The following is a 26,339-nucleotide window of genomic DNA, read 5'->3' as shown; positions in this document are numbered from 1 at the left end:
GGATCCTGCTTTCGGGCACGATGAATACCGTGTCCGAGGCTGCCCGGGGTCGAGCGAACGTCGACCAGAAACGACGCTAGGGCTTACGTGCGCTTAATGATGTGCGACACGCCCGGGGCCGCTCGGGTGGAACCAGCCCCCGACCTGTCTCGGATCCATGGCGGCGTTCAGTTGCTGCAGGGTCACGGCAGATCGACGATCCGCAATCCGCAATCGGTGGTTCTGGGTGACGTACTGCAGCAGGGCGACGAGCCCGGGATCCGTTGAGCTTTGGGTGAAGTCAACGGCAACGAACGTGTACGGGCAGACGTCGCAGGTGATCCGCGTGCGAATGCGCAGGAGGTGGTTAGACGGATCCTCCTCCCATCCCGGTACTTCCTCGACTGGCGTCTCACCTTTAGGCCCAGCAAGTAGTTGCGTCTGGACCGTGCCGGGTGAGTAATCAGGAACGAAAGTTCCACCGGAGCCGGGCGCCTCGAGATCGCGCGTAAAGGTTGCGACATCGCGGGGTTCGTGCCCGTCCGGGTTCAGGATTTCTCTGTCGTTCTTCAGGATTAGCACCGGGGGAACGCACGACACGTCGATTGTCTCGAGGGTGCTGGTCATGCTGATCCGGCCACGGTCGCGGACATCCGGGCGGCGATCTCCGCATCCCGACCCGACGCGGCGTGCTGATACCGCATCGCCGCACCCGGGGTCGAGTGACCCAGGCGGGACATCACGTCAGCCAGGGTCGCGCCGGAGTGCACCGACAGGACAGCACCGGTGTGCCGCAGATCATGCCACCGCAAGGCCGGCTTGCCGATCGCAGCGCGCGCCGCGTAGAAACCCCACCCAGCCTTGACCGAGTGCTCGCCGGTGGTCGCGTCGACCGTAACGACCGGCGCCTTGCCGTAGAGCACCGACGGCCGCAGGGTCCGGCCCGACGTGCCGGGGAAGAGCAGGCCATCCCGACCGGTGACGAACGATCCGAGGTGCTCGCGGACGGCTGCCTCGAGGTGCGGGGGGATCGCGACGTCGCGGATCCCGGCATCCGACTTCGGGGAACCGACGACGGTCGCGCCCTTTACCTGGACGGCGCCGCGGCGCACCTTGATCGTCATGTTGGTGACGTCGATGTCGGAGCGGCGAAGCTCGACGAGCTCACCGAAGCGCAGACCGCACCATGCGGCGAACAGGGTCATCAGCTGCAGACGCGCGGGCATCGCGGCGGCCAGGGCGTCGACCTGCTCGGCCGTCAGCAGCTCGACCTTGTGGACACGCTTGGAGTTGCCGGCGCCGCGGATGTGGCACGGGTTGCTCGTCAGGAGTTCGTCGGCCACCGCGTCCTTCAGGATCGCGCGGAGCAGCGAGTAGGCGTGGGCCCGCTGCGTCGGTGCTTCAGCGCCGATCGCGGTGTGCCAGGCACGGACCTGCTCGGGGGTGATCGACCGGACGCGCACCGAGGTGAACGTCGGCAGAATGATGCGGGTCAGCAGGGACTGGTAGTGCTCGCGGGTGCGGGGCTTCAGCGTGCGAGCCGACAGCCACCCCTCGGCGTAGGCACCGAACAGAACGACCGTCTCGCGTGCCTGGACGCGAGCAGCGGGGGAGATCCACTCTCCACCGGAGATCATCCGGGCTTCGCCGGCCAACCAACCTTCGGCGTCCATCTTCGCGACGAACGTGTGCGGGGCGTTGTGCCAGGCCGCGTCCGGGCCGGTGTAGCGCGCACGGTACTTGCCGGACGGCAGCAGCGAGATGCTGCCGAAGCCACGCTTCGCGGGCTTCTTCACCTTCCGGCTGGTCATCATGTTCTCCCGTGTCAGTCAGTTCGTGTCAGATACGTGTCACATCAGTGCTTCCTGATGTATACCTGAGTGTACTCCTGTGACGGTCGGAGCACCAGCCAGGTTCCGGCAAAGTTGCAGGTCACAGCCACGAACGGCGAGGTCAGGATGCAGATGGTCAGGACGAGTCACCAACCAGGTCGATACAGGTTCAATCCCAGTATCGCCCACCACCACCAGAGCTCCCGCCCGTCCACCAGGACCGGCGGGAGTTCTGCGTTCCGGGCCCGCCGAACAACCACCCCGAGCGATGGCCCTGCTCTGCAGAACGGTTCCAGTGCTGCGCCACCGCCCCGGCGGGTGGCGAACCACTGGAACTGTTCTGCAGCCGCCGAGCTCAGCGCTCGCAGAACTTTCTCAGCCAGCCTGCAACCGATGCCGAAGGTGACGACGTCCAGCAGCCGACAGCCGCGCATTGCTCCCGGAGGCCAGGCACATGGACAGCAGCAGAATTTCCCGTCGGCTCCGAGTCTTCGGGACCACCGCTGGTGCTCTCACAGCGCTCACCACCCTGGTCGTGGGCATCGCCGTCACCTCGAGCTCCAGCTCGGTCAGCGACCCGGTGGCCGGCACCCAGCAGCAGCAACCGGGGTCGCACCAGGGTGCGCTTGCGACGGACGGCACGCCGCCGACGCAGCCGCGAACGGTCGAACAGATCGGACTCGCCCTGCGCGACGGGCGCGCTACGAGACCCGCTGGGCAGACGAAGGTCGCCTCGGGCACCCCGCTGGACGCGGCGCAGGTGGACGCGATCGTCGATCGACTCCCGCCGCTGGTCGGCCGCGCCGCGTTGCAGGAACAGTTCCGGTGGCCGGTGCAGAGCCTCACAACCCCGGAGCGCGGCACGACCGTCGCGCCTGAGCTCCCGCCGGGCGGCGATCCGGCGGAGCCGCCGAGCCCGAAGGGGCCGCTGCAGGTCCTCCGGATGCAACCGCAGGGTGCGGTCGCAGTCGCCCCGTTCATCAGCATCACCTTCGACCAGCCCATGGTGCCGATCGCCACCGTCACCGACCAGGCGCAGCAGAACATCCCGGCGACCATCAGCCCTCAGGTCAAGGGGACGTGGCGCTGGATCGGTACGTCGACGCTGCGCTTCGCCGCCACCGAGAGCGTCGACCGGCTGCCGATGGCGACGAAGTTCACCGTGACCGTCCCCGCCGGGACGAAGTCGATCACCGGGAACGCCCTGGCGCAGACGGCGACCGCGACCTTCACCACTCCCGCTCCGACCGTCCGGTCCTTCACCCCGCAGGGCAAGGGCCTCGACCTCTCTCCGGTGTTCGTCGCGGTGTTCGACCAGCGGGTCGACGCGGCCGCCGTGCTGGCGAAGTTCACCCTGACCGCCGACGGAGCCGCCCGCCCCGTCCGCGGCGCCGGGGCAGCCGAGATCGCCGCCGATCCCGCTGCGGCCAAGGCCGTCGCCGCCGCACCACGCGGACAGAGCGTCGCGTTCATGGCCGCCGCACCGCTGCCGACCGACGCCGCTGTCACCGCCACCTTCGGTGCGGGCACCCCGTCCGCAGAAGGTCCGATCGTCTCGAGCAAGCCGGCGACCTTCACCGGGCGCACCTACGCGGCGATGACGATGACCAAGGGCATCTGCAGCGACAGACAGTGCGAGGCGTCCTCCCCCCTGGTGCTCGAGTTCAGCAACCCGATCGACACCGCTGCCTTCGACCCGGCCACCGTGCACGTCACCCCCGAAGTACCGGGCGGCGCGAGCATCTCCGCCTCCGACAACCTGATCGTCGTCCAGGGATCGACCCTGCCCGCGGTCGAGTACACGGTGACGGTCGACGCCGGCCTGCTCGACACCCACGGCCAGCAGCTCGCGCAGGCTGCGATCACCAAGGCCAGGATGACCGCCGCCGGACGGCGGCTGGACCCGTTCCCGCAGCCGCTGCTCACCGTCGATCCACTGGCGAAATCTTCGACGATCACCGTGAACACGGTGAACCGGGAGGAGTTCCGGGAGCGGGTGTTCCGGGTCAGCACCGCTGACTTCGCGGCGTTCCGGTCGCTGTACCGATCGACGGCGGAGCGTCAGATCTGGAACGGGGTCGGAGCGATTCCGTCCTGGCCGGTGCTGCAGGACCGGGTGGTCCGTCCTACCCAGGACGCGAACAGGCTGATCAGCACCCCGCTCGACCTGACCGACGCCCTGGGCGGTGACGGTGCCACCGGCAACGTCGTGGTGCTGATCGAACCGACCGGTCAGGAAGCGTTGGGCAACGATTCGCAGTGGCAGAACCGCCCGACGATGGCCTGGGTGCAGCGGACCGGGTTGGCGCTGGACGCGATCAGCGATCGCAGCGTGCTGCGCGCGTGGGTGACGTCGTTCGAGGACGGCCGTCCGCTCGGGGACGTCACCGTCGGCCCGCTGGGCGCCGACGGAGCTCCGGTGTCGGGCGGGTCGGTGCAGACCGACGCCAACGGCATCGCGGCCATCGCGCTGACCGCCAACCCGGCGACCGCGTTGATCGCGCGCCGGGGCGATCAGACAGCGTTGCTGGCGGGCAACCTGTACGACGGGTCCTGGCGGACCGGAGAGCTGCACGACCAGCTCGTCTGGTTCGTCAATGATGACCGGCAGACCTACCGACCAGGCGAGTCGATCTCGGTGAAGGGTTGGATCCGCCACCAGGCGGACGACGTCAGCACCGCCCTGAGCCTGCCCACCGGATCGGTGAAGTACACCATCACCGACGGGCACGGGGTGTCGCTGCGGACCGGCACGGTGAAGCTGTCGAAGCTGGGCGGCTTCGACTTCGCGGTGGCGATCCCGGCCGGCGCGAACCTTGGTGATGCCTCGGTCATGCTGCACCTGAGCGGTGCATCGCAGTACGAGAACGACGCGTACCACCAGTTCCGGATCGCCGACTTCACCACCCCGACGTTCCAGGTCGACGCCCACGCGATCAGCTCTGCCCCGCACGTGCTCGGTGAGCCAGTCGACATCGACGCCGACGCCACCTACTACGCCGGCGGCGGCGTGGGGGACGCACCGGTGCAGTGGCAGGTCCGCACCGCGACAGCCAGCTATGCGCCGCCCGGATGGTCCGGCTACACCTTCGGTCGGTGGCAGCCCTGGTGGCAGACGGACGCTGCGGGTGCACTGAGCATCGGCTCCAACGGTTACGGCTCCTCCTACGGCTCCTCCTACGGTTCCGACTACGGCTCGGGTCCCTACTACCCCGGTGACTACTGCTGCGGTCCGAACCCGGCCGACGACCAGAAGGTGGAGAAGCACGCAGGCACCACCGACGCCGACGGGGCGAACCATCTCCAGGTGAGCGTGGGCGATCTGGAGAAGGAACTCGGCAAGGACTCCGTCGGGATGCCGGTCACGGTCACCGCGCAGGCACAGGTGACCGACGTCGACCGGACCGCGATCGCCGGTACCACCGACCTGCTGATCCACCCGGCGTCCTACTACGTCGGGCTGGCCGGCGACGACACCTTCGTCAAGCAGGGCCAGGATCTGGTGATCAGGACGATCACCACCGACATCGACGGCACTCCGACCGCCGGTCGGCCGGTACGGGTGACGGCGGCGCTCGTCACCACGACCTGGGCCGGCGGCAAGAGCACCGAGACGGAAGGGACCGCGCAGACCTGCACGCTCACCTCGACGACCGACGCCGCGAACTGCACCTTCCGGCCGGCGACACCCGGGACGTACCGGATCACCGCGACCGTCACGGACGACAAGGGCCGCAGCAGCCGCACCGTGCTCACCCGCTGGGTCGCCGGATCGAGCGGCGCCGAAGCCGGCACCGTTCAGGAGCAGACGCTCACCGTCGTCCCGAAGGCCGACACCTACCGACCCGGCCAGACCGCCGAGCTGTTGGTGCAGTCGCCCATCCCGGCCGGCAGCGGCCTGGCGACGGTGGTGCACAACGGGATCGTCTCCACCACCCGGTTCACGGTGGTCGACGGATCCGCTGTCGTGCAGCTCCCGGTCACCGAGGGCTGGATCCCCGGGGTCGCCGTGTCGATCGAGGTGGTGGGGACCACCACCGATGCAGCAGGTGCACGGCAGACCGCCTACGCCACAGGCGAAGTGGCGCTGAAGGTGTCCACCGTCTCACGCGAGTTGAAGGTCATCGCGACCCCCCGCTCGAAGATGGTCGCACCGGGTGGTTCGACGAAGATCGATGTCGGCATCACCGACGGTTCCGGCGGTCCTGCAGCGGGCGCCGAGTTCGAGCTCGTCGTGGTGGACGAGGCGGTGCTGGCCGTCGGCGGGGCGGTGCGCCCCGATCCGATGGACATCTTCTACGGGCTGCGCGGATCCTGGCTCGACACGCAGTACAGCCGATCAGGGGTGCTGCTGTCGGAGCGGGAAGGCCAGAAATCGCCCTCGTCCGCGGCGGCCGGATCTGCCGCCCCGGCCTCCTCCGCCGCGGAGTCGGGTTCGATGGCGTCATCGGCCACGTTGGACAGCGCTGCCGGCGCCGTGCCGGCTGGGAGGGCTCTCTCCGCCGGAAAGATGGCGCCGAACATCGGCGAGCGCACCGACTTCGCACCGCTGGCCGTGTTCGTGCCGTCCGCCACCACCGACGCCGCCGGGCACGCAACAGTGGACGTGACGCTGCCGGACAACCTCACCCGGTATCGGGTGCTGGTGTTCGCGGTGGCCGGCGCTGAGAAGTTCGGTTCCGCGGAATCGACCATCACCGCGGGTCTTCCGCTCACCGTGCGCTCCGCCGGGCCGACGTTCCTGAACTTCGGCGACCGCTTCGAGTTCCCGATGCTCGTGCAGAACCGCACCGCCGAGGCGATCGTCGCCGACGTGGTGTTGCAGGGCTCGAACCTGACGGTCGCGGGCACCGGCGGTCGACGGGTGTCGATCCCGGCGAACAGTCGCGTCGAGGTCCGGATCCCGGTGGCCGCCGAGCAGGCGGGCACAGCCAGGGTCCGGATGGCCGTGGTGGACAGCGCGAACCCGACGGCCGGTTCCGCCGATGCGGTCGCGATCGACGTCCCGGTCTATACGCCGGCGACCAGTGAGTCGGTAGCCACCTACGGCCAGCTCGACAGCGGAGGTGTGGTGCGGCAACCGGTCTCGAAGCCCACCGACGTCTTCAGCCAGTTCGGCAGCCTGCAGATCAGCACCTCGTCCACGGCGCTGGCCGAGCTCACCGATGCGGTGCTGTCGATCCTGGACTACGAGTACGAGAGCTCAGATGCGCTGGCCGGACGGATCATCGCGATCGGCTCCCTGGGTGACGTGCTGAAGGCGTTCTCGGCACCCGGGCTGCCGTCACCCGAGCAGTTGCGTGCGCGGGTCGAGGCCGACCTGGAGGACCTCGTCGCGATGCAGAACACCGACGGCGGTTTTCCCTACTGGAAGAAGGGCGAGCCGAACGATGCCTTCAACTCCATCCAGGCCACCCAGGCGATGGTGGTTGCGAAGAATCACGGCTATTCCGTGCCCGCGGCGGGATTGCGCCGTTCGCTGGAGTTCCTGAAGGCGATCGAGCGTCACTACCCGCCCCGTGCCTCCCAGGCCACGAAGGATGCTCTGCAGTCCTTCGCGCTGGCCGTGCGCGCGCTGGCCGGTGATCGGGACAGCAGCGACGCCGAAGCGCTGTTCGCCGCGCGCGGCCCGGCACTGTCGATGGATGCGGTCGCCTGGCTGCTGCCGGTCGTCAGCAGCGCAGAGGTCAAGGCAGAGCTGGCGCGCCGCATCCAGAACGCGGCGGTCGATGATGCCGGCGCGGTCACCATCACCACCCGGGTGGTCTCGGACGCCTGGACGACTCTGCAGTCGGACACCCGCACCGACGGGCTGGTGCTGGATGCTCTGCTCACGGTCGATCCGGACAGCGATCTGATCCCGAAGATCGTCAAGGGGCTGATGGGCAACCGGATCGCTGGGCGATGGTCTGGGATGCAGGAGAACTCCGTCATCCTGTTGGCGCTGCGGCACTACTACGACACCTTCGAATCGGCGACCCCCGACTTCATCGCGCGGATCTGGGTCGGCGGTCGGTTCGCCGGCGAGCACGCCTACGCCGGACGGACCACGGACCGCGTCTCGGTCGACGTGCCGACGGCCCAGGTACTCACTGCGAGCGGAGCGGACGTCACCCTGCAGAACGAGGGCACCGGTCGGCTCTACTACCGGATCGGGATCACCACGGCGCCGAAGAACCTGACTGCGACCCCGCTCGATCGCGGGTTCGTCGTCTCCCGCAGCTACCGGGCGGTGGACGATCCGGCGGACGTCCGACGCGACGCACAAGGCGTGTGGCACATCAAGGCAGGGGCCAGGGTCGAGGTCAGGCTGGAGTTGGTGTCGCGGAGCGCCCGCCCGCACGTCGCGTTGATCGACCCGCTGCCGGCCGGCCTGCAGTCCCTCAACCCGGCGCTGGCGACGACCGCGAAGGATCTGGATCCGAAGAAGGCCGCCGACGCAGCGCCGACGAGCTGGTACGGCACCTGGTACGACCACCAGAACCTGCGGGACGATCGCGCCGAGGCGTTCGCACAGTGGTTGCAGGGCGGCGTCTACTCCTACAGCTACCTCACGCTCGCCAAGGTGCCGGGGACCTTCACCGCCCCGCCGGCCAGGGCCGAGCAGGTCTACGCCCCGGAGACATTCGGTCGATCGGGCAGCGACACGGTGGTGGTCGAGGGCTGAGGGAGACGGTCTGCCTTCGTGCATTTCCCTAGGATCATCGGATGCACCGCGAGCCGCTGATCGACACGAGGTTCGATGTCCGGCGGGATTCCGGGAGCCGTGATCCCGACAGCCACAGTGCCACGCTGCGCCGGTACCATCGCCTGCTGTGGGGCAAGCCGCTGCCGGACGGCCGGACCTTCGAATTGGATGCTCGGCTCCGCCACCGCTCGGACCACGGTGATTTCTCGCTGGCCAGTGACGCCATCACACACACCTACCGGAGCTGGACCCGCCCTTCTCGGCTTGTTGATGTCGTCAATCAGATCCCCGCCCATGAGCTGACCGAGTTCTACGACCTCGGGTGCACGGTTGGGGCCTACATCGTGTTCCCATTCCCGGTCCGCATCAACGATCGGTGGCAAATGTCGATCAACCAAGCGCGAGGCATCCACCCCCAGATCAGGGACCGGTTCGACATCACACTCGAGTGCATCCGACTCTGGTATTCGAACAAGCACAGTCCGTTCGCCCACCGCCTCGACCCATATGCGTTCTTCTTCGGCCTTTTTCCGACCTTCCGTGGCTATGTGACCCACTTCCTGCTCGATGACCTCGTCACTCCCGATTACACCGGCGTGCGATTCCATGTGCCCTTCGAGGGCTTTTCCTCGGACCCACTGCCGGTGCGCAGCGTCGAGGAGTACCGGAAGTACATGCAGAGGTCGAGCGAATTCGTCCGAGCGCGCAACATCAGGATCAATCGGTACTCGTTGGCGCTCGAGCGAGCGATCCGAGGTTGAACTCGTCACCAGGGGAACCAGCCGGCCCCGATGTGCCAGTGACCACCGTCCTGCAGGACGTCCAACACAGTCCGCTCCAGGGAGGTGCTGCGTGGTTGTTCGTCCAGCGGCAGGTCGGGCCGGACGAAACCGAAGTTCAACGGAGCCCGATCATCGACCCGCGGGCTACCCATCGGGGTGAATCGGTGCTGGAACGCGGCGATGTTGGAGTGCGGGAGCCGCTCGTCGAGCTGCGGGTCCAGCAACCACGACCAGCAGACGGCTGCGGTGATCCGGTCGGCGGGGAAGTGCTGGGCGAAGAAGCCGTGCGCCCGGGCGATCGCGGCGTCGCAGGCGGCCGGGCTCATCGGGCCGAGGAAGCGCGGGATGTGGACGGACAGCACCACGTCTTCCGGGGTGACCTTCCCACCGGCAGCGCCGACCTCCGCGGCGGCGGTCCCGGCCGTCAACCGTTGGAACTGCAACCGGCCGACTTGGTGGAGCTGCCCGGTGATGTGCAGGCCGAACCACTGCTGCTCGTCGAACCCGAGCGTGCCGTGGCGACCGCGATGGACGGCCAGGTGACGGCCGAGATCGGCCACCGTCGCCGCAGTGATCAGCGGATCGACTCGCCGCAGCGCCTCCAGCCGGCGCAGCCGGGGGAGCAACCCGGCGAACAGCACCACGAAGTCCAGACCGGCGGCCGGGCCGGACGGGTACTCCGGCATCCCGGCGGTTCCGCCGGCGAGCCCGTCCAGCACGGCGGCGCAGGCTCGCAGGTGCTCCCGCCGCGGCTCGGTCAATCCTGCCGCGTGCCGCAGCACGTCGTCGATCCACCCGTGCGGGACCCCCAGCTCCACGAGTCGCTGCGCGAACACGTCCGGCACGAGTGGCGCAAGCAGATCGTCCGGGGTCGTGGTGTGGGTCATCCGATGAGTCTGGCAGGGGGTTCCGCTGAGCCCGGGGGAGACACCGGGGCATGCGACGATCAGGTCCATGACCTCCTCACCTCCTGACTGGGATCTCCGGAGTGCCGAACTCGCCGGGGCCGCTATCGGTGACGGCCGTCCCACCGCCTGGTTCGACGAGCTCTACGCGGAGGGCGCCGCCGGCGTCATCGGCGTGCCGTGGGATCGACCGGCGCCGCTCCCACCGGTCGTCGAGCACCTGCGTCGGCGGCCGCCGACCGAGGGCTCGACAGCGATCGTCGTCGGCTGCGGGTTGGGCGTGGACGCCGAGTTCATGCAGGAACTCGGCGCCGGGACCCAGTTGGAGGTGACCGGCTTCGACATCTCGGCAACGGCGATCGAACTAGCCAGGACCCGCCACCCGGACTCTCGGGTCGACTACCGGGTCGGCGATCTGCTCGACCTGCCGCCGCACTGGCTCTCGGCGTTCGATCTGGTCCTCGAGGTGATCAACGTGCAGGCGCTCCCGCTGGAGCTGCGCGCGAGCGCGGCGGCCGCCGTCGCCTCGCTGGTCGCACCGGGAGGTCGACTGGTCGTGGTGGATAACGTACGTGAAGACGGAGCTGCGCTGTCGCAGGGACCGCCGTGGGGATTCACCACCGCAGATATCGAGCTGTTCGCGGTGGGCGGACTGCGCATCGAGAGCTCGGCGCAGCACCCGATGGCCACCCACGGTCCGGCCGCCCTCCGGTCTCGCTGGCTGGTCGAGTTCTCTCGCCCGCGCTGATCAGGACACAGCGCGAACCCGGGGCGGCGCGCGGATAGGCTGGTCACGCCCTCGGGTGGCGTCCCGGCTGCCCAGTGATCGACCCCAGGAGTCCCATCGTGTCCGTGTCAGCAGCCCCTTCCGTCTCGAAGCTCGAGCGGGTGAAGGTCGCGGCCGGGACGACAGCTTCGCAGGCGGTCGGTGATGCGGGCCTCCCGCGGTCGGGTCCGGACGCGATCGTCGTCGTCCGAGACCCGGACGGCACGCTGCGGGATCTGGCGTGGAGCCCGGACGCCGACGTCGAGGTGGAGCCGGTCGCGGCCTCCACCGAGGACGGCAGGAGCGTCATCCGGCACTCCGCCGCGCACGTGCTGGCGCAGGCCGTCCAGCAGCAGTTCCCCGACGCCAAGCTCGGCATCGGCCCGCCGATCCGGGATGGTTTCTACTACGACTTCGACGTCGAGAAACCCTTCACCCCAGATGATCTCGCCGAGCTCGAGAAGCGGATGAAGAAGATCATCAAGTCCGGCCAGAAGTTCTCCCGCCGCCGGCTCGCCTCCCGCGAGGAGGCCAGGCTGGAGTTGGGAGGTGAGCCGTACAAACTCGAGCTGATCGAACTCAAGGGCGACGAGGTCGGCGCCCCCGAAGAGGTCACAGGAGCGGGCTCGGATCTTGTCCCGGAGCTCTCGGCCGACGGCGAGCTGACCGTCTACGACAACCTGCACGCGCACACCGGTGAGCGGGTCTGGGGCGATCTGTGCCGCGGTCCGCACGTCCCCAACACCAAGTACATCCCGTCGTTCGCGCTGTCCCGCAGCTCCGCCGCATACTGGCGCGGGAACCAGGACAACGCTGCGCTGCAACGGATCTACGGCACCGCCTGGGAGTCGCAGGAGGCGCAGGACGCCTATCTGGAGCGACTGGCCGAGGCCGAGCGGCGCGACCACCGCAAGCTCGGTACCGAGCTCGATCTGTTCTCCTTCCCGGACGAGATCGGCTCAGGGCTCGTCGTCTTCCATCCCCGCGGCGGCATCATCAAGCGCGAGATGGAGGACTACGTCCGGCGCCGGCACATCGAGGAGGGCTTCTCGTACGTCAGCTCACCGCACATCAGCAAGGGCGCGCTGTTCGTCGAGTCCGGCCACCTGCCGTACTACGAGGACACCATGTTCCCGGCGATGGAGCTGGAGAACTCGAAGTACTACCTCAAAGCAATGAACTGCCCGATGCACAACTTGATCTTCCGGTCGCGGCAACGCTCCTACCGGGAACTTCCGTTGCGGTTCTTCGAGTTCGGCACCGTCTACCGCTACGAGAAGTCCGGGGTGGTGCACGGGCTGACCCGCGTCCGCGGGTTGACCCAGGACGACTCGCACTCCTACGTCGTTCCCGAGCAGGCTCCTGAGGAGATCCGTCACCTGCTGAAGTTCGTGCTGTCGCTGCTGCGTGACTTCGGGCTGGACGACTACTACCTGGAGCTCTCGACCCGCGGCGACGGTCCGAAGTTCATCGGCTCCGAGCAGGAGTGGGACGAGGCCACCCAGATCCTCGAGCAGGTGGCGCGGGAGACCGGGCTCGACCTCGTTCCCGACCCGGGTGGGGCCGCCTTCTACGGTCCGAAGATCTCCGTGCAGGCTCGGGACGCGATCGGCCGCACCTGGCAGATGTCGACCATCCAGTACGACTTCAACCAGCCCGCCCGGTTCGGTCTCGAGTTCGTCGCTGCCGACGGCACCCGTCAGCAACCGGTGATGATCCACTCCGCCAAGTTCGGGTCCATCGAGCGGTTCTTCGGGGTGCTGACCGAGCACTACGCAGGCGCGTTCCCCGCCTGGCTGGCGCCGGTCCAGGTGGTCGGCATCCCGGTCGCGGAACAGTTCGGCGTGCACCTCGACGCCGTTGCAGACACCCTGCGCGGCAACGGGATCCGGGTCGAGGTCGACCACTCCGACGACCGCATGCAGAAGAAGATCCGCACCCACACCACCCAGAAAGTGCCCTTCCAGCTGCTGGCCGGCGCCGCCGACGTCGAGGCGGACGCGGTCTCCTTCCGATTCCGCGACGGCACCCAGATCAACACCGTGCCGGTGGCGGACGCGGTGCGCACCATCACCGCGTGGGTGGCCGGCCACGAGAACCGGGAGCCGACCGCTGCCCTGTTCGCGGAGCTGTCGGGGTGATCACGCCGCAGGGCGGCCAGGACGCTGCCGGACCCGGAGGCAGTGCCGGACCCGCAGCCAGTGCCGGCCCCCGCGAGAGTGCCGGACCCGCAGCCAGTGCCGGCCCCCGCGAGAGTGCCGCCCGCCAGGACGGGGTCGGCGAGCCCGACGGGTTCGCCCGGCTCTGGACGCCGCACCGGCTGGCCTACGTCAGCTCCGGTGAGAACCAGCAGCGGGGATGCCCGTTCTGCCGTATCCCCACCCTCGAGGACCGGCAGGGCCTGGTCGTCGCCCGGGGCGAGCTCAACTTCGTGGTGCTCAACCTGTATCCCTACAACCCCGGGCACCTGATGGTGGTGCCGTACCGGCACATCGCCGACTACAGCGACCTGACCGATGCGGAGTTGACGGAGTTCTCCGCGCTCACCCGGCGGGCACTGTCGGTGATCCGGTCGGTGTCCAACCCCCACGGCTTCAACATCGGCATCAACGCCGGCGCCGCCGCCGGCGCCGGGATCGCGCCACACCTGCACCAGCACGTGGTGCCCCGATGGTCCGGGGATGCCAACTTCATGCCGGTGGTCGCCCAGACCAAGGTTCTCCCGGAACTCCTGCCGACCACGCGCGACCGATTGGCCGAAGCCTGGTGAGAGGGCAGTTATCGTGAGTGGTCGCTCCCACCGCCAGACGCGGGCGATCGTCCGGCGCGAACTCCGGACGTCCACCGCACACCACGCCCGACAGCTGAACGGATCCGCATGCTGAACACCTTTGCGCGATCGGCCGTCTCGAAAGTGGTCGATCCCATCGGTCGGGCGTTCCTGCGAGCCGGACTGAGCCCCGACCTGGTGACCGTCATCGGCACCGTCGGCGTGGTCGCCGGAGCCGTGCTGCTGTTCGGTTTCGGTCAGCTGTTCATCGGCACCGTCGTGATCACCGCATTCGTACTGTTCGACCTGGTCGACGGCGCGATGGCCAGGGCTCGCGGGTACGGCACGTCGTTCGGGGTCGTGCTCGACGCGACCTGCGATCGGATCGCCGACGGTGCGATGTTCGGGGCGATCGCCTTCTACTGCTTCACCCTGATCGATGACCGCGCGACCGGCATCGCCGCGCTGATCTGTCTGGTCGCGGCGCAGGTGATCAGCTACGTCAAGGCCAGGGCCGATTCGGTCGACCTGCTGATCGGTGGGGCGCTGGCAGAGCGGGCCGAGCGCAACCTGCTGGCCCTGTTCGGCACCGGCCTGTCCGGTCTCGGGGTGCCGCACGCCCTGCCGATCCTGCTGTGGGTACTGGCGGTGGCGAGCGTGATCACGGTGCTGCAGCGGCTGCTGCAGGTACGCGCGGTGTACCGCCGGTCGCAGGCGGACTCCGCGGGTCCTGCCATCTGATGCAGCGGTCAGACCTGATCGGTCGCGGGACGGAACTCGGCTGGCACGCTGCGCAGCGACTCCCCGAGCCGGTCGCCGACGCCCTGTTCCGTGCCGCCGCGGACCGGATGCTCCACCGGGCCGGGCCGTCGATCCGACAGCTCGCCCGCAACCTCGGGCGGGTGCTCGCCTTCCGCGCACCGCTGGACCGGGACGAGTTCGACCGCCTGCTGCGGGATGCGGTGCGCTCCTACGCCCGGTACTGGAAGGAGACGGTGCGGCTCGCGGCCATGGACGTCGAGGCGGTGACCGATGCGGCGATCGCCGGCGCCGAAGGCCTGCACCACATCAGTGCGGCTCTCGACACGGGCCGCGGTGTTGTGCTGGCCCTCCCGCACACCGGGAACTGGGACGTGTCCGGCCTGATCGGCACCCGGATGTTCGGGGGTCTCACCACCGTCGCGGAGCGGGTGAAGCCGGAGTCGCTGTTCCGCCGGTTCCTCGAGCACCGCAGCAGCATCGGCATGGAGGTGCTGCCGCTGACCGGCGGCGACGTTCCCGTCACCACCGTCCTGACGCAGCGTCTCAGGGCGGGTCGCCTGGTCTGTCTGCCTGCGGATCGGGACCTCTCCGGCAGCGGCATCGAGGTCGACTTCTTCGGCGGCCGAGCCACGATGCCGCCGGGCCCCGCCATGTTGGCCGCCCGCACCGGCGCCGACCTGTGCACCGCGGAGGTCAACTTCGGTCCGCCCGGCACTCGCGGCACGTGGCGCAACGTGGTGTCACCGCCGATCCCGCTGCACGGGACCCGGCTGCGGCAGACGGTCACCGACGCGACCCAACAGATCGCGCACGCCTTCGAGCGGGACATCGCGCGGGTTCCGGCGGACTGGCACATGATGCAACCGTTGTGGCTCGACGATCCGGCGCACCGGGGAAGACGGGGGACGGGTACCGCATGAAGATCGGACTGGTCTGCCCGTACTCGCTGGACATCCCCGGCGGGGTACAGGCACATGTCTCCGACCTCGCGCGGGTGCTGATCGGGCTCGGACACGATGTCTCGGTGCTGGCCCCCGGGGACGAGGACGCCGAGCACCCCGACTACGTCGTGCCGGCCGGTCGCAGCGTGGGGATCCCCTACAACGGGTCGGTCGCCCGGCTGGCTTTCGGGCCGGTCTCCTACGCCAAGGTGCGGCGGTGGATCCGCGCGGGCAACTTCGACGTCCTGCACGTCCACGAGCCGGTCGCACCGAGCCTGTCGCTGCTGGCGACGATGGTGGCCGACGGTCCGCTGGTGGCGACGTTCCACACCTCCAACCCGCGATCCCGCATGCTGTCGGCATTCGGTCCGGTGCTGCAGCCGTTCCTGGAGAAGATCACCGGGCGGATCGCGGTCAGCGAACTGGCCAGGCAGGTCCAGGTGGAACACCTCGGCGGCGACGCCGTGATCATCCCCAATGGCGTCGACGTCGAGTTCTTCGCCTCGGCAGCGCCGCTGCAGTCGTATCCGCGGCAGGGCGGCACCCTCGGCTTCGTCGGCCGGTTCGACGAGCCCCGCAAGGGCATGACGATCCTGCTGGAGGCGATGCGCGGCCTGCTGCCCGATCATCCCGACCTGCAGCTGCTGGTGGCGGGATCGGGCGACGAGGACGATCTGATGGCCGATGCCGGGGGGGCGTTGGCGCAGCGGATCGTGCTGCTCGGCCGGGTGTCCGACGAGGACAAGGCACGGATGTTGCGTTCGGTGGACGTCTATTGCGCGCCGAACACCGGCGGCGAGAGCTTCGGGATCATCCTCACCGAGGCGATGAGCGCCGGAACTGCCGTCGTGGCCAGCGATCTGGAAGCCTTCGACGCCGTCCTGGGCCGCGGGAGCGCCGGGGTGCTGACGCCCGTGGGGGACGCCGCCGCCCTCGGCGCCGCCATCCGCGGGTTGCTGGCGGATCCCGCCCATCGGGCCGAGCTGAGCTCCAGGGGCAGCGCCGTGGTGGCCGCGTACGACTGGGCGACGGTGGCACGCACCGTCATCAAGGTGTACGAGACCGTCATCGCCGCCGATCCGCGGCACGTGGTGGAGGCGGAGTAGTGAACACCACAGTCTTCATCATCCTGGTCGTGGTGCTGCTGGTCGCCTCGCTCCGACTGTGGCTCACGGCAAACAGGTTGCACCGCTTGCACATCCGTACCGAGGCTGCCTGGATTGCGCTCGAAGGGGCGTTGGAACGCAGGGGCGTGAGTGCGCGTGCGCTGGCCCTGGCCGGCGGGATGGGCCCCGAACAGGCAGCGCTGCTGCGCGGGCTGGCCCGGCGGGTGGAGCACACCGCGCGTGGCCAGCGGGCGCACGCCGAGGACGAGTTGTCCCGAGCGCTGGAGCGGCTTCCACGGAGTCTGTCGCCCGAGCTGCTGGTCGAACTGGCCGACGCCCAGGAGCGCGTCGAGCTCGCCCGCAGCTTCTACAACGACGCGGTTCGCGACACGAAGGCGTTGCACGAGAACAGGTTCACCCGGTTCTTCCGACTGGCGGGAAGCGCCGCCCTGCCGCAGTACTTCGAGATGTCGGCGCCCCAGATCCCCACCGCAGAGATCCCGACGGGCGCCACCGCCAGACGGTCCGGCCGGGTGTTGATGGTGGACGAGAACAGGGCGATCCTGCTGATGCGAGGGCACGATCCGTACCGGCCGCAGGACGGGAGCTGGTGGTTCACGCCGGGAGGCGGAGCCGAGCCGGGGGAGTCGTTGGCCACCTGCGCGGTCCGCGAGCTGCGCGAGGAGACCGGTCTGGTGATCCATCCCGGTCAGCTCACCGGACCGATCTGGCACCGGCGCGTGCGATTCTCCTTCCTGGGCCAGGTGATGGACTCCGAGGAGCACTTCTTCGTGCTGCGGGTGGTCAACGCCGAGGTGCCACTGGTGCGGACGGGATGGACCACCGAAGAGGTCGAGCTGATCGACGAGTTCCGCTGGTGGAGCCGGGACGAGCTGCTCGCGACCGACGAGCTGGTGTACCCGGAGGAGCTGGCCGTCCGGTTCGGCGAGCTCCTCGCCGCCAACCACGGCGCCGTGCTGCGTCCGCTGCCCGTCAGCTGACCGCCCCCGCCGAGGTCGCCCGACGGGAGTGTGGTCCGCAGGAGCTCGCCGGAAGTCGCCTACGGTGTGACGGGTGAACCTCCACCGCAGAGCCCGTTCGGGCAGCGCAGTCCGTCTCGCCGTTGCTGTGTCCGCGGCGCTGATGATCAGCAGCTGCACCAGTACCCCGGCGGCAACGCCCGAGTCGTCGCCGGCGGCGGTCTCGGCCTCGGTCTCGGTCTCCCCGGCCACGGCCGACCCGCAGGCTTCCGCGCGGGCTTCCGCGCGGGCAGCCGCTGCGGCGCAGGTCCGCGAGGCGCAGGTCCGCGAGGCGCAGGTCCGCGAGGCGCAGGTCCGCGAGGCGAAGGTCCGCGAGGCGAAGGTCCGCGAGGCGAAGGTCCGCGAGGCGCAGGCGCAGCGGGTGGCGCAGGAGAAGACCAACAGGGCGCAGACGGCTGCGAGGGCCGCAGCCCAGGCCAGGGCGGTCGCCGCAGCGAAAGCGCACGCCAGGGCGGTCGCCCACGAGAAGGCCGTCGCGCACCAGAAGGCGGTGACACGGGAGAAGGCCGCCAGGGCCGCCAAGATCCGGGCGGAGAAGGCGGCCAGGGCGCGCGCAGCCGTCCGGGACCGGATCGATCCGTTGACCGGTGGGGCGCCTTCCTCATCGCCGGTGATCGCCGTCAAGCTCGACAACACCAGCAAGGGTCGCCCGCAGTGGGGCATCGACCGGGCCGACAACGTCTACGTCGAGCAGGTCGAGGGGGGCCTCACCAGGATCATCGCGATCTTCCACAGCTCGCTGCCCACCCAGGTGGGGCCGGTGCGCAGCGTGCGCACCACCGACGCCCAGCTGCTGCCGGCCTACGGACGTCCGCTGCTGGTGTTCTCCGGTGGCGCCGGCGGACCGTTGATCCGACTCGCGGCGACCCGGGTCCAGGACGCATCCTCGCTCGGCGGGACCAGCCGTACCGGTGAGCGCTCGGCGCCGTACAACCTGGTGGCGAACCTCGCCCAGATCGGGCAGGCCTGGACGGCGGCCCACGGGCCCGACTTCCCCATCCAGACGCCCGGTTGGCACTTCCAGGACAACGACCCGACGATCCGCAGCCGGGCGCAGGTCAGCCGGATCGGGGTGCAGATGGGTGTCGGGCGTACCGACTTCCAGTGGCAGGACAACGCCTGGCGGGTGATGCCGGCCGGGACGCCCGGAACGGCAGCCGACGGCACCCCGCTGCGGGCGGACAACGTGCTGGTGATGCGCGTCACCGATGTTCCTGACGGCACCATCGACTCGGTCGGATCGCCGTCGCTGCTGAGCCAGACCGTCGGTCACGGCTCCGTCGAGCTGTTCCGCAACGGACGTGTGATCAAGGGCACGTGGTCCCGCGCCGAGCCGAACCATTCGCTCGTGCTCCGCGACGAGAACCGCAAGCTCATCACGTTCTCGACGGGCAAGACCTGGATCATGTTGGTGCCGCAGGACGGGTCCGTGACCACCGGCTGAACCCAGGGAGGCGCCGGTCGTGCCCCGGGTGAGCACGGCCCGCGGTGCGCCGTCCCCACGCGCCGGGACGCGTCCTCTAGCGTGGTCGGGGTGACTGCACGCCTCCGCCGCCAGATCGTCCCTACTTGTGCCGCCGCTCTGCTGACGCTGGCCGCCTGTGGTTCCGGCGACCAGGCCGCGCCGACCGTCAGCGTCGCGCCCAGCTCTTCGTCGTCACCGGCGAGCAGCTCGGCACTGTCGACGACCCCGCCGCCCAGCACCACCACCCGGGCGTCGGTCGCCGTCACCAGGACGACGAAGCCGCCGTCTCCCACCACCACCAAGCCGCGGCCCGCCGCTACCGATGTGCTGACCGGACTGAAGGTCTCTTCCGGCCCGATGATCGCCGTGAAGATCGACAACACCAAGGCCGGTCTGCCGCACTTCGGGGTCTCGCACGCCGACATCGTCTACGTCGAGCAGGTCGAGGGTGGGTTGACCCGGTTGATTGTGCTGTTCCGCTCGAAGCTGCCCGACGAGGTCGGTCCCGTGCGCAGCGTGCGCTCGACCGACGCGGAACTGCTGTCGATGTACGGCTCGCCGGGGCTCGCGTTCTCGGGCGGGGCGGGTGGACCGCTGGAGCGGTTGGCAGCCACCAAGATCGTGGACCTGTCCCCGGATGCCGCCGGGGACGCCTACTGGCGATCCGACAAGGCAAGCGGCACCTACAACATGCACGTCAACCTGGCGAAGCTCGCTGCAGATTCGACTCAGGTCACGGCTCCGAAGACGCCCGGTTTCCAGTTCGCCGCCAGGGATCCGCGGCTCGCGGCCGCGAAGGCCGCGTCCCGGATCAACGTCACGATGATCTCGGGTGAGACCGGTTTCAGCTGGACCGACGGTCGCTACGTGGTCTCCCGCAAGGGCGAGCCGTACGCCGACTACGACGGCGCAAAGGTGTTGGCGGACAACGTGTTGGTGCAGAACGTGGTCGACGAGCCGGACGGTACCGTCGACTCCGTCGGATCGCCGTCCTATCTCTCCCACACCGTGGGCTCCGGCACCTTCACGTTGTTCCGCAGTGGCAAGCAGATCGCCGGCAGCTGGAAGCGCGCCGCGGCGGACCAGCCGACCAGCTACCTCGACAAGAGCGGCAAGGCCGTCTTCTTCGCGCCGGGCAGGACATGGGTCGTGCTGGCGCCGCAGAGCGCGTCCGTCACCACTGCGTAACCGCGGCCTCGGGCCGCCGCCGGGGGACTGCTCAGACGACCCGGTCGCCGGAGGCCGGTGACCGGTGGCCCACCGATGCCTCGTGATCGACGAGCGCCAGGCGCCGCACGGCCTCGACGAGCAGCTCCGCAGGAGCGGTGACGGGCATCCGCAGGTGGTTCTCCATCGTGCCGTCCGCCCCGAACCGGGTGCCCGGGACGATCCGCACCCCCACCTGCAGCGCTCTGCGCGCCAGCTCACCCGCGTACGGGCCGGGGAGGGTGATCCAGAGCGTGACGCCGCCCACCGGCCGGGCGACCGACCAGTGCGGCAGGTGTTCCGCCAGTGCCGCGAGCGCTGCCGCCCGGGAGCGATCGAGTCGAGCGTTCTGGACGGCCACCGCACCGGCAGGATCCGCCAGCAGATGGGTGGCGACGAGCTGCTCCAGCACCGGGCCGGCCATGTCCGTCAGCGCTCTGGCAGCGGCCAGGCGATCGACGATGCCCGGTGCCGTCCGCACCCAGCCGACCCGCAGGCCACCCCAGAAGGGTTTCGACACCGAACCGATGGCGAGCACCCGGTCGGCGGCCCCGAACCCCGCCATCGAGGACGGGAACCCGGGCCCGACGAGTGATCGGAACGACTCGTCGACCACCACCGGGCAGCCGGCGCGGCCCAGCAGGTCGACGATCTCGGACCTGTCCTGCTCCGACATCACGGCGCCCGTCGGGTTCTGCAGGTCGGGGATCAGATAGGCGAGCCGAGGAGCGGAGCTGCGCAGGATCGCCGCCAACAGCTCCAGATCCCAGGGGTGCTCGTCGCCCACCACGAGCGGCAGGGTTGCCGGGATCCGGTGGCCGGCGCGAACGGCGTCGAGTGCTGTCGGGTAGGTCGGCCCCTCGACGAGCACCCGGTCGCCCGGCAGGGTCAGCTCCTGCAGTGCCAGGCTGAGTCCGTGCTGCGCGCCCGAGGTGATGAGGATCTGATCGGGTGAGGTCGGTACCCCTTCGTCCGTGTACTGCTGGGCGATCCGTTCCCGGAGCTGGGGGAGGCCGTAGGGGTGGTACCCGTCGGCGGCGAGGTAGCCGTCCAGGTCCGCCAGGGCCGCCGCCGCGGCTCGACGGAGGTGGTCCTCGGGGGCGGGCAGGCTGGCCACACCGAGGTCGATCGGCGCGACACCGGCCGATGTCATGGTCGAGGCGATCAGCGACTGTGCGTACTCCATGCCGAAGGCAGGGGACGCTCCCACCGGAACGCCGGGGACGATCAATCGCGACGGGGCCCCCTGTCGGCTGTGCAACCACCCCTGCTCGCGCAGCAACGCATAACCGGCGGCCACGGTGGTGCGTGAGATCGTCAGGGCCGCAGCGAGTTCGCGTTCGCTCGGCAGTGCGGAGCCGGAGGCGATCCGGCCGTCGAGCGCGGCCTCCCGGATCTGGACGGCCAGCTGTCGGTAGGCCACGCCTGCTCGCTCGTCCTTCCGCGGATCCTCGACGAGGCGCCGGACCAGGGCGGCAGCCGACAGCCGGGGCGTCCGGATTGATGGGGTGGGCATCATCAGGCCAGTGTCCTGCAACTGGCCCTGGAACACCAGGCCACTGATGGGTCAGACTGCATGGGTGGACCAGACCAGTCAGCCCGCCGCCCCGAGTTCCCCGACGCAGGCGCACCCGAGTGCCGCTGATCCGGTGGCCGGCCGGGGGCGCCGGACGCCGTTGTCGCTGCTGCAGCCGATACCGGCAGATCGTCGCCCGCGACGCTTCGCCCAGCTGATCGTCGGCCTGGTGCTCTACGGCTCGACGATGGCGCTGATGGTCCGGTCGGTGCTCGGGCTCGACCCGTGGGACGTCTTCCACTTCGGCATCGCTCTGCACGTCCCGCTGTCCTTGGGCACGGTCATCGTGATCGCCTCGGTGCTGGTGCTCCTGCTGTGGATCCCGCTCAGACAGCGGCCAGGCATCGGCACGATCGCCAACGCCCTGATCATCGGCGTCACCACCGATGCCGTCCTGTCGCTGGTCCCGCCGACCTCGTCACTGTGGCTGCGGATCCCCTACCTGGTGATCGGCATCGTCGGCAACGCCCTCGCCGGTGCGCTCTACATCGGAGCCGGCCTGGGGCCCGGACCGCGGGACGGTCTGATGACGGGCATCGTCGCCCGCGGGATCGGCTCGATCCGGCTGGTGCGCACCAGTATCGAGGTCACGGTTCTGGTGATCGGCTGGGTGCTCGGCGGGACCGTCGGGCTCGGCACGGTGCTGTACGCGGTCGGTATCGGGCCGCTGCTGCACGTCCTGCTGCCGGTGTTCCGGCTGCGGGCGCCGGGTGAGGCACCGGCGGTCCCGGCGCCGCCCGCGCCCCGGCCCCGCAGGCGCCGGCGGAACCGCTCCAGCTGACCGACCGCAGATTCCGGGTGATCAGCAGGCGAAAGCTGCCGACGGCCCGCGGGACCCCGTCCGACGGTGCTCGGTCGCCGTCGCCCATTCTGCCGAGACTCGGGGCCGGCCCGGCGGCCGGTTCCTGTGGTGCTGGTCGTGCTTGCGGCGCTCGAACCGTAGGATCGGTTGCCATGAGCGGGCATTCCAAGTGGGCGACGACCAAGCACAAGAAAGCGGCGATCGACGCCAAGCGTGGCAAGTTGTTCGCCAAGCTGATCAAGAACATCGAGGTGGCCGCCCGGACCGGTGGCGGCGACGTCGTCGGTAACCCGACGCTGTTCGACGCGGTCCAGAAGGCCAAGAAGGCCTCCGTGCCCAGCGACAACATCGATCGCGCGCTCAAGCGCGGCAGCGGGGCCGAGGCGGGCGGGGTCGACTACACGTCGATCATGTACGAGGCGTACGGGCCCAGCGGAGTCGCGTTGATGATCGAGTGCCTGACCGACAACCGCAACCGGGCCGCCACCGACGTGCGGGTCGCCGTCACCCGCAACGGCGGCAACATGGCCGACCCCGGGAGCGTCGCCTACATGTTCGGCCGCAAGGGGGTCGTCATCGTGCCGAAGGCCGACGGTCTCACCGAGGACGACCTGCTGCTGGCCGTGCTCGACGCGGGCGCCGAGGAGGTCAGCGATCTCGGCGAAGCCTTCGAAGTCGTTTCCGAGCCCGGCGACATGATCGCCGTGCGTACCGCGATCGTCGACGCCGGCCACGACTACGACGCCGCCGACCAGAGCTTCATCGGGTCGGTCCCGGTTGCACTGGATGCGGAGGGCGCTCGGAAGGTGCTCAAGCTCATCGACGCGATCGAGGATCTCGACGACGTCCAGAACGTCTACTCCAACGCCGACATCTCCGACGAGGTCATGGAAGCAGTCGACGCCTGACGGCTTTCTCGGGTCCGCCATCCACAGGTCGTCTCGGGCAGAGGCAATTGCTTGCGCCGAGACTCCGTCTCACTTCGATCGCCTGGTCGCCGATCTCCGCTGGTCGGGCAAGCGAGGAACGAGCGCGTCGAGAGCTCGTCGGGTCACGGCCGGTCGGGCTGGTGACGGGATCTCGACTCACTGCGTTCGCTCGATCACCGATTGTTCCGCTGGTCGAGCAAGCGAGGAACGAGCGCGTCGAGACCTCGTCATGTCACGACCGGTCGGATGACGACGGGATCTCGACTCACTCCGTTCGCTCGATCACCGATTGTTCCGCTGGTCGAGCAAGCGAGGAACGAGCGCGTCGAGACCTCGTCATGTCACGAGCGGTCGCGTGCCCGGCGTGGCGGTCGACCGGGGCGGGACGGGCGTGGCATAGATTCAATCCGTACACGTGTTCGGATCGGCTCTGGAGGGCGTCATCATGCGGGTGCTGGGCGTCGATCCCGGTCTGACCCGCTGCGGGGTCGGGATCGTCGAGCACACACCCGGGTCGCAGCGGTTGCGGATGGTGCACGTGGGTGTGGTCCGCACGCCGTCGACCGATGATGTCGCGGTGCGTCTGCTCGCCGTCTCCGATGCGGTCGAAGCGCTGCTCGACGAGTTCCGTCCGGACAGGGTGGCCCTGGAGCGGATGTTCAACCGGCACAACGTGTCCACGATCATGGGCACCGCGCAGGCCGCCGGCGTGGTGGCTGCGGCCGGCGCGCGGCGCGGGCTGCCCGTCGCCTGGCACACCCCCACCGAGGTCAAGGCGGCGGTCTCCGGGAACGGTGCCGCCGACAAGGCCCAGGTGACGAGCATGGTCACCCGCCTGCTGCGATTGACCGAGGCGCCCAAGCCTGCCGATGCCGCGGATGCGTTGGCGCTGGCCATCTGTCACCTGTGGCGCGCGCCGATGAAGGAGGCTCTGGACCGCGCGGCTCTCGCCGCTCGGGCCGGCGCCGGTTCCACGCTCGGATCGGCCGCCCGCCGAGCGCGATCTCCGCTGACCCCCGGCACGGCCCGCCGATGATCGCCTCTCTCCGTGGTGTCGTCGAGTCGGTGGCGCTGGACCACGTCGTCCTGGACATCGGTGGCGTCGGGTACTCCGTACGCGCCACCCCGGCCACCCTAGCCACCCTGCGGCGGGGTGAGAAGGCAAGGCTCGCAACGACTCTCGTGGTCCGTGAGGACTCGATGACGGTGTTCGGCTTCGTCTCGGACGATGCTCGCGACCTGTTCGAGCTCGTCCAGTCGGTGAGCGGCGTCGGACCGAAGATCGCGCTGGCGTTGCTCGCCGTGCTGGATCCCGACGATCTGCGGCGTGCACTGTCCACCGGCGACACTGCTGCCCTGACTCGGGCCCCCGGGATCGGCAAGAAGGGCGCCGAGCGGCTCGTGCTGGAGCTGAAGGACAGGGTCGGTGCGATGCCGCGTCCCGGCGCCGGTCTTCCCGCCGGGGTCCCGGCTGGCTGGCGCGATCAGCTCGTCGATGCCCTGGGCGGCCTGGGCTTCCCGGCGAAGCAGGCGCTCGACGTCGTGGAGACCGTGGCCGCGGACGGGGATGATCCGGCGGTCGTCACCGGGGACGTCCAGGTGTTGTTGCGGCGTGCTCTGTCGCTGTTGGCGCGCAGTCGATGACCGCCCCGCCTCCCGACCGGATTCCGCGCCGGAGCCTGGACGACAGCGACGTGCACGACAGCGACTTCCACGACGGCGACGTCCACGACAGCGACCTCGACGGCGGGGAACTGGTCGATCCGGCCGTCAACGTCAGGGAGATCGACGTCGATGCGTCGCTGCGGCCACGCTCCCTGCAGGAGTTCGTCGGGCAGGTGCGGGTTCGCGAGCAACTCGAGCTGGTGCTGACCGGAGCCAAACTCCGGGGTACGGCGCCTGATCATGTGCTGCTGGCCGGGCCGCCCGGGCTTGGCAAGACGTCGCTCGCGATGATCATCGCGAGCGAGTTGGGGGCGTCCCTGCGGATCACCTCCGGTCCCGCGTTGGAACGGGCCGGCGATCTCGCCGCGATGCTGTCCAACCTGGTCGATGGCGACGTGCTGTTCATCGACGAGATCCACCGGATGGCCCGCCCTGCTGAGGAGATGCTGTACCTGGCGATGGAGGACTACCGGGTCGACATCGTCGTCGGCAAGGGCCCGGGCGCCACCTCCATCCCGCTGGACATCGCACCGTTCACCCTGGTCGGGGCCACCACCCGGTCCGGACAGCTGACGTCCCCGCTCCGCGACCGCTTCGGCTTCACCGCGCACATGGAGTTCTACTCACCGGCCGAGCTCACCACCGTGCTGCTGCGCAGCGCGCGGATCCTCGGCATCGCGCTGCCGACCGACGGAGCCACCGAGATCGCCCGTCGCTCCCGCGGCACACCCCGGATCGCCAACCGACTGCTGCGGCGGGTCCGGGACTTCGCCCAGGTGCGTGCGGACGGCATCGTCAACCGCGACATCGCCCGTGAGGCGCTGACGGTCTACGACGTGGACGATCTGGGCCTCGATCGCCTCGACCGCGCGGTGCTCGGCGCGTTGTGCCGCTCCTTCGGCGGCGGGCCGGTCGGGCTCAAGACCCTGGCTGTCGCGGTGGGGGAGGAACCGACCACCGTCGAGGAGGTCTGCGAGCCGTTCCTGGTGCGGCTGGGCATGCTGGCGCGCACCTCCAGCGGCCGGGTCGCCACGCCCGCTGCCTGGGAACATCTCGGGTTGAGCCCCGGTGCACCCGCCGCTCGTGGTGCGATGCAGTTGTTCGACGAGCACTAGCCCCGTCGGC

Annotated in this window: 21 protein-coding genes; 16 read left to right on the top strand and 5 right to left on the bottom strand. The window is 69.5% G+C overall.

Annotation, left to right across the window (positions count from 1 at the left end; translation table 11 throughout):
* Positions 1-93: 93 nt before the first annotated feature.
* Together ABLG96_RS13755 and ABLG96_RS13750 are read right to left on the bottom strand one after the other, a co-directional pair.
* Positions 94-606 carry a hypothetical protein gene (locus ABLG96_RS13755; RefSeq protein WP_353647937.1) on the bottom strand — a complete coding sequence of 171 codons (513 nt, stop codon included), beginning with the start codon at positions 604-606 and terminating at the stop codon, positions 94-96.
* Positions 603-1,793, bottom strand: a complete 1,191-nt coding sequence (locus tag ABLG96_RS13750) for a site-specific integrase (protein WP_353647936.1) — start codon at positions 1,791-1,793, stop codon at positions 603-605. The genes ABLG96_RS13755 and ABLG96_RS13750 overlap by 4 nt, the downstream gene beginning before the upstream one ends.
* 472 nt (positions 1,794-2,265) lie before the next feature.
* Here ABLG96_RS13750 and ABLG96_RS13745 point away from each other — a divergent pair, with 472 nt between their 5' ends.
* On the top strand, positions 2,266-8,478 hold the full coding sequence (locus ABLG96_RS13745; protein WP_353647935.1) for an alpha-2-macroglobulin family protein: 6,213 nt from the start codon (positions 2,266-2,268) through the stop codon (positions 8,476-8,478).
* Positions 8,479-8,519: 41 nt separating this feature from the next.
* Complete coding sequence (locus ABLG96_RS13740; protein ID WP_353647934.1) at positions 8,520-9,260, top strand: hypothetical protein; 741 nt, start codon at positions 8,520-8,522, stop codon at positions 9,258-9,260.
* Between the two features lie 5 nt (positions 9,261-9,265).
* Here the strand turns inward: ABLG96_RS13740 and ABLG96_RS13735 are convergent, their stop codons facing one another.
* The gene (locus ABLG96_RS13735) at positions 9,266-10,168 is read right to left on the bottom strand and encodes an acyltransferase domain-containing protein (RefSeq protein WP_353647933.1); all 903 of its coding nucleotides are present in this window, start codon (positions 10,166-10,168) and stop codon (positions 9,266-9,268) included.
* A gap of 67 nt (positions 10,169-10,235) precedes the next feature.
* On the opposite strand from ABLG96_RS13735, the gene ABLG96_RS13730 reads away from it, so the two are divergent.
* The 7 genes from ABLG96_RS13730 to ABLG96_RS13700 all read left to right on the top strand — a co-directional run bounded on the left by ABLG96_RS13730 (position 10,236) and on the right by ABLG96_RS13700 (position 17,532).
* On the top strand, positions 10,236-10,934 hold the full coding sequence (locus ABLG96_RS13730; RefSeq protein WP_353647932.1) for a class I SAM-dependent methyltransferase: 699 nt from the start codon (positions 10,236-10,238) through the stop codon (positions 10,932-10,934).
* A 104-nt stretch (positions 10,935-11,038) separates the two neighbouring features.
* Complete coding sequence (gene thrS, locus ABLG96_RS13725) at positions 11,039-13,093, top strand: threonine--tRNA ligase (RefSeq protein ID WP_353651507.1); 2,055 nt, start codon at positions 11,039-11,041, stop codon at positions 13,091-13,093.
* 179 nt (positions 13,094-13,272) lie between these two features.
* A complete protein-coding gene (locus tag ABLG96_RS13720) occupies positions 13,273-13,722 on the top strand; it encodes an HIT domain-containing protein (protein ID WP_353651506.1) in 450 nt (149 codons plus the stop codon).
* A 108-nt stretch (positions 13,723-13,830) separates the two neighbouring features.
* Entirely contained in the window at positions 13,831-14,463 is a 633-nt protein-coding gene (gene pgsA, locus ABLG96_RS13715; protein WP_353647931.1) for a phosphatidylinositol phosphate synthase, read from the top strand.
* Entirely contained in the window at positions 14,463-15,404 is a 942-nt protein-coding gene (locus ABLG96_RS13710; RefSeq protein WP_353647930.1) for a phosphatidylinositol mannoside acyltransferase, read from the top strand. The genes pgsA and ABLG96_RS13710 overlap by 1 nt, the downstream gene beginning before the upstream one ends.
* Positions 15,401-16,531: a glycosyltransferase family 4 protein gene (locus ABLG96_RS13705; protein WP_353647929.1), complete on the top strand. Its 1,131-nt coding sequence runs from the start codon at positions 15,401-15,403 to the stop codon at positions 16,529-16,531. The genes ABLG96_RS13710 and ABLG96_RS13705 overlap by 4 nt, the downstream gene beginning before the upstream one ends.
* Positions 16,531-17,532 (top strand): NUDIX domain-containing protein, encoded by a 1,002-nt coding sequence (locus ABLG96_RS13700; protein WP_353647928.1) that lies wholly within the window; start codon positions 16,531-16,533, stop codon positions 17,530-17,532. The genes ABLG96_RS13705 and ABLG96_RS13700 overlap by 1 nt, the downstream gene beginning before the upstream one ends.
* Here ABLG96_RS13700 and ABLG96_RS13695 read toward each other — a convergent pair.
* Positions 17,525-18,016 carry a pentapeptide repeat-containing protein gene (locus ABLG96_RS13695; protein WP_353647927.1) on the bottom strand — a complete coding sequence of 164 codons (492 nt, stop codon included), beginning with the start codon at positions 18,014-18,016 and terminating at the stop codon, positions 17,525-17,527. The genes ABLG96_RS13700 and ABLG96_RS13695 overlap by 8 nt on opposite strands.
* On the opposite strand from ABLG96_RS13695, the gene ABLG96_RS13690 reads away from it, so the two are divergent.
* Both ABLG96_RS13690 and ABLG96_RS13685 read left to right on the top strand, forming a co-directional pair.
* Positions 17,933-19,015, top strand: coding sequence for a DUF3048 domain-containing protein (locus tag ABLG96_RS13690; protein ID WP_353647926.1), 1,083 nt, complete (start codon positions 17,933-17,935; stop codon positions 19,013-19,015). The two genes, ABLG96_RS13695 and ABLG96_RS13690, sit on opposite strands and share 84 nt — an antisense overlap.
* A 90-nt stretch (positions 19,016-19,105) precedes the next feature.
* Positions 19,106-20,224 (top strand): DUF3048 domain-containing protein, encoded by a 1,119-nt coding sequence (locus tag ABLG96_RS13685; protein ID WP_353647925.1) that lies wholly within the window; start codon positions 19,106-19,108, stop codon positions 20,222-20,224.
* A gap of 31 nt (positions 20,225-20,255) precedes the next feature.
* Here the strand turns inward: ABLG96_RS13685 and ABLG96_RS13680 are convergent, their stop codons facing one another.
* Positions 20,256-21,761, bottom strand: coding sequence for a PLP-dependent aminotransferase family protein (locus tag ABLG96_RS13680; RefSeq protein WP_353647924.1), 1,506 nt, complete (start codon positions 21,759-21,761; stop codon positions 20,256-20,258).
* 61 nt (positions 21,762-21,822) lie between these two features.
* Between ABLG96_RS13680 and ABLG96_RS13675 the strand changes: the two genes are divergently transcribed.
* From ABLG96_RS13675 to ruvB, 5 genes are all read left to right on the top strand, one after another.
* On the top strand, positions 21,823-22,599 hold the full coding sequence (locus tag ABLG96_RS13675; protein ID WP_353647923.1) for a hypothetical protein: 777 nt from the start codon (positions 21,823-21,825) through the stop codon (positions 22,597-22,599).
* Positions 22,600-22,772: 173 nt separating this feature from the next.
* On the top strand, positions 22,773-23,528 hold the full coding sequence (locus ABLG96_RS13670; protein ID WP_353647922.1) for a YebC/PmpR family DNA-binding transcriptional regulator: 756 nt from the start codon (positions 22,773-22,775) through the stop codon (positions 23,526-23,528).
* 466 nt (positions 23,529-23,994) lie between these two features.
* Positions 23,995-24,585, top strand: coding sequence for a crossover junction endodeoxyribonuclease RuvC (gene ruvC / locus ABLG96_RS13665; RefSeq protein WP_353651505.1), 591 nt, complete (start codon positions 23,995-23,997; stop codon positions 24,583-24,585).
* The gene (gene ruvA, locus ABLG96_RS13660) at positions 24,582-25,193 is read left to right on the top strand and encodes a Holliday junction branch migration protein RuvA (protein ID WP_353647921.1); all 612 of its coding nucleotides are present in this window, start codon (positions 24,582-24,584) and stop codon (positions 25,191-25,193) included. The genes ruvC and ruvA overlap by 4 nt, the downstream gene beginning before the upstream one ends.
* On the top strand, positions 25,190-26,329 hold the full coding sequence (ruvB, locus tag ABLG96_RS13655) for a Holliday junction branch migration DNA helicase RuvB (RefSeq protein WP_353647920.1): 1,140 nt from the start codon (positions 25,190-25,192) through the stop codon (positions 26,327-26,329). Before ruvA ends, ruvB begins: the two co-directional genes overlap by 4 nt.
* The last annotated feature ends 10 nt before the right edge of the window (positions 26,330-26,339 follow it).

The sequence above is a fragment of the Nakamurella sp. A5-74 genome (assembly GCF_040438885.1).
Classification (GTDB): domain Bacteria; phylum Actinomycetota; class Actinomycetes; order Mycobacteriales; family Nakamurellaceae; genus Nakamurella.
Note: the sequence above shows the minus strand (reverse complement) of the source record. Positions and strands in the feature narration are given on the sequence as shown.

Coding starts and splice junctions, on each gene's coding strand:
- ABLG96_RS13670 (WP_353647922.1), top strand. CDS start 22,773: ATGAGCGGGCATTCCAAGTGGGCGACGACCAAGCACAAGAAAGCGGCG.
- ABLG96_RS13740 (WP_353647934.1), top strand. CDS start 8,520: ATGCACCGCGAGCCGCTGATCGACACGAGGTTCGATGTCCGGCGGGAT.
- ABLG96_RS13755 (WP_353647937.1), bottom strand. CDS start 606: ATGACCAGCACCCTCGAGACAATCGACGTGTCGTGCGTTCCCCCGGTG.
- ruvA (WP_353647921.1), top strand. CDS start 24,582: ATGATCGCCTCTCTCCGTGGTGTCGTCGAGTCGGTGGCGCTGGACCAC.
- ABLG96_RS13735 (WP_353647933.1), bottom strand. CDS start 10,168: ATGACCCACACCACGACCCCGGACGATCTGCTTGCGCCACTCGTGCCG.
- ABLG96_RS13745 (WP_353647935.1), top strand. CDS start 2,266: ATGGACAGCAGCAGAATTTCCCGTCGGCTCCGAGTCTTCGGGACCACC.
- ruvB (WP_353647920.1), top strand. CDS start 25,190: ATGACCGCCCCGCCTCCCGACCGGATTCCGCGCCGGAGCCTGGACGAC.
- ABLG96_RS13705 (WP_353647929.1), top strand. CDS start 15,401: ATGAAGATCGGACTGGTCTGCCCGTACTCGCTGGACATCCCCGGCGGG.
- ABLG96_RS13680 (WP_353647924.1), bottom strand. CDS start 21,761: ATGATGCCCACCCCATCAATCCGGACGCCCCGGCTGTCGGCTGCCGCC.
- pgsA (WP_353647931.1), top strand. CDS start 13,831: ATGCTGAACACCTTTGCGCGATCGGCCGTCTCGAAAGTGGTCGATCCC.
- ABLG96_RS13730 (WP_353647932.1), top strand. CDS start 10,236: ATGACCTCCTCACCTCCTGACTGGGATCTCCGGAGTGCCGAACTCGCC.
- ABLG96_RS13750 (WP_353647936.1), bottom strand. CDS start 1,793: ATGATGACCAGCCGGAAGGTGAAGAAGCCCGCGAAGCGTGGCTTCGGC.
- ABLG96_RS13710 (WP_353647930.1), top strand. CDS start 14,463: ATGCAGCGGTCAGACCTGATCGGTCGCGGGACGGAACTCGGCTGGCAC.
- ruvC (WP_353651505.1), top strand. CDS start 23,995: ATGCGGGTGCTGGGCGTCGATCCCGGTCTGACCCGCTGCGGGGTCGGG.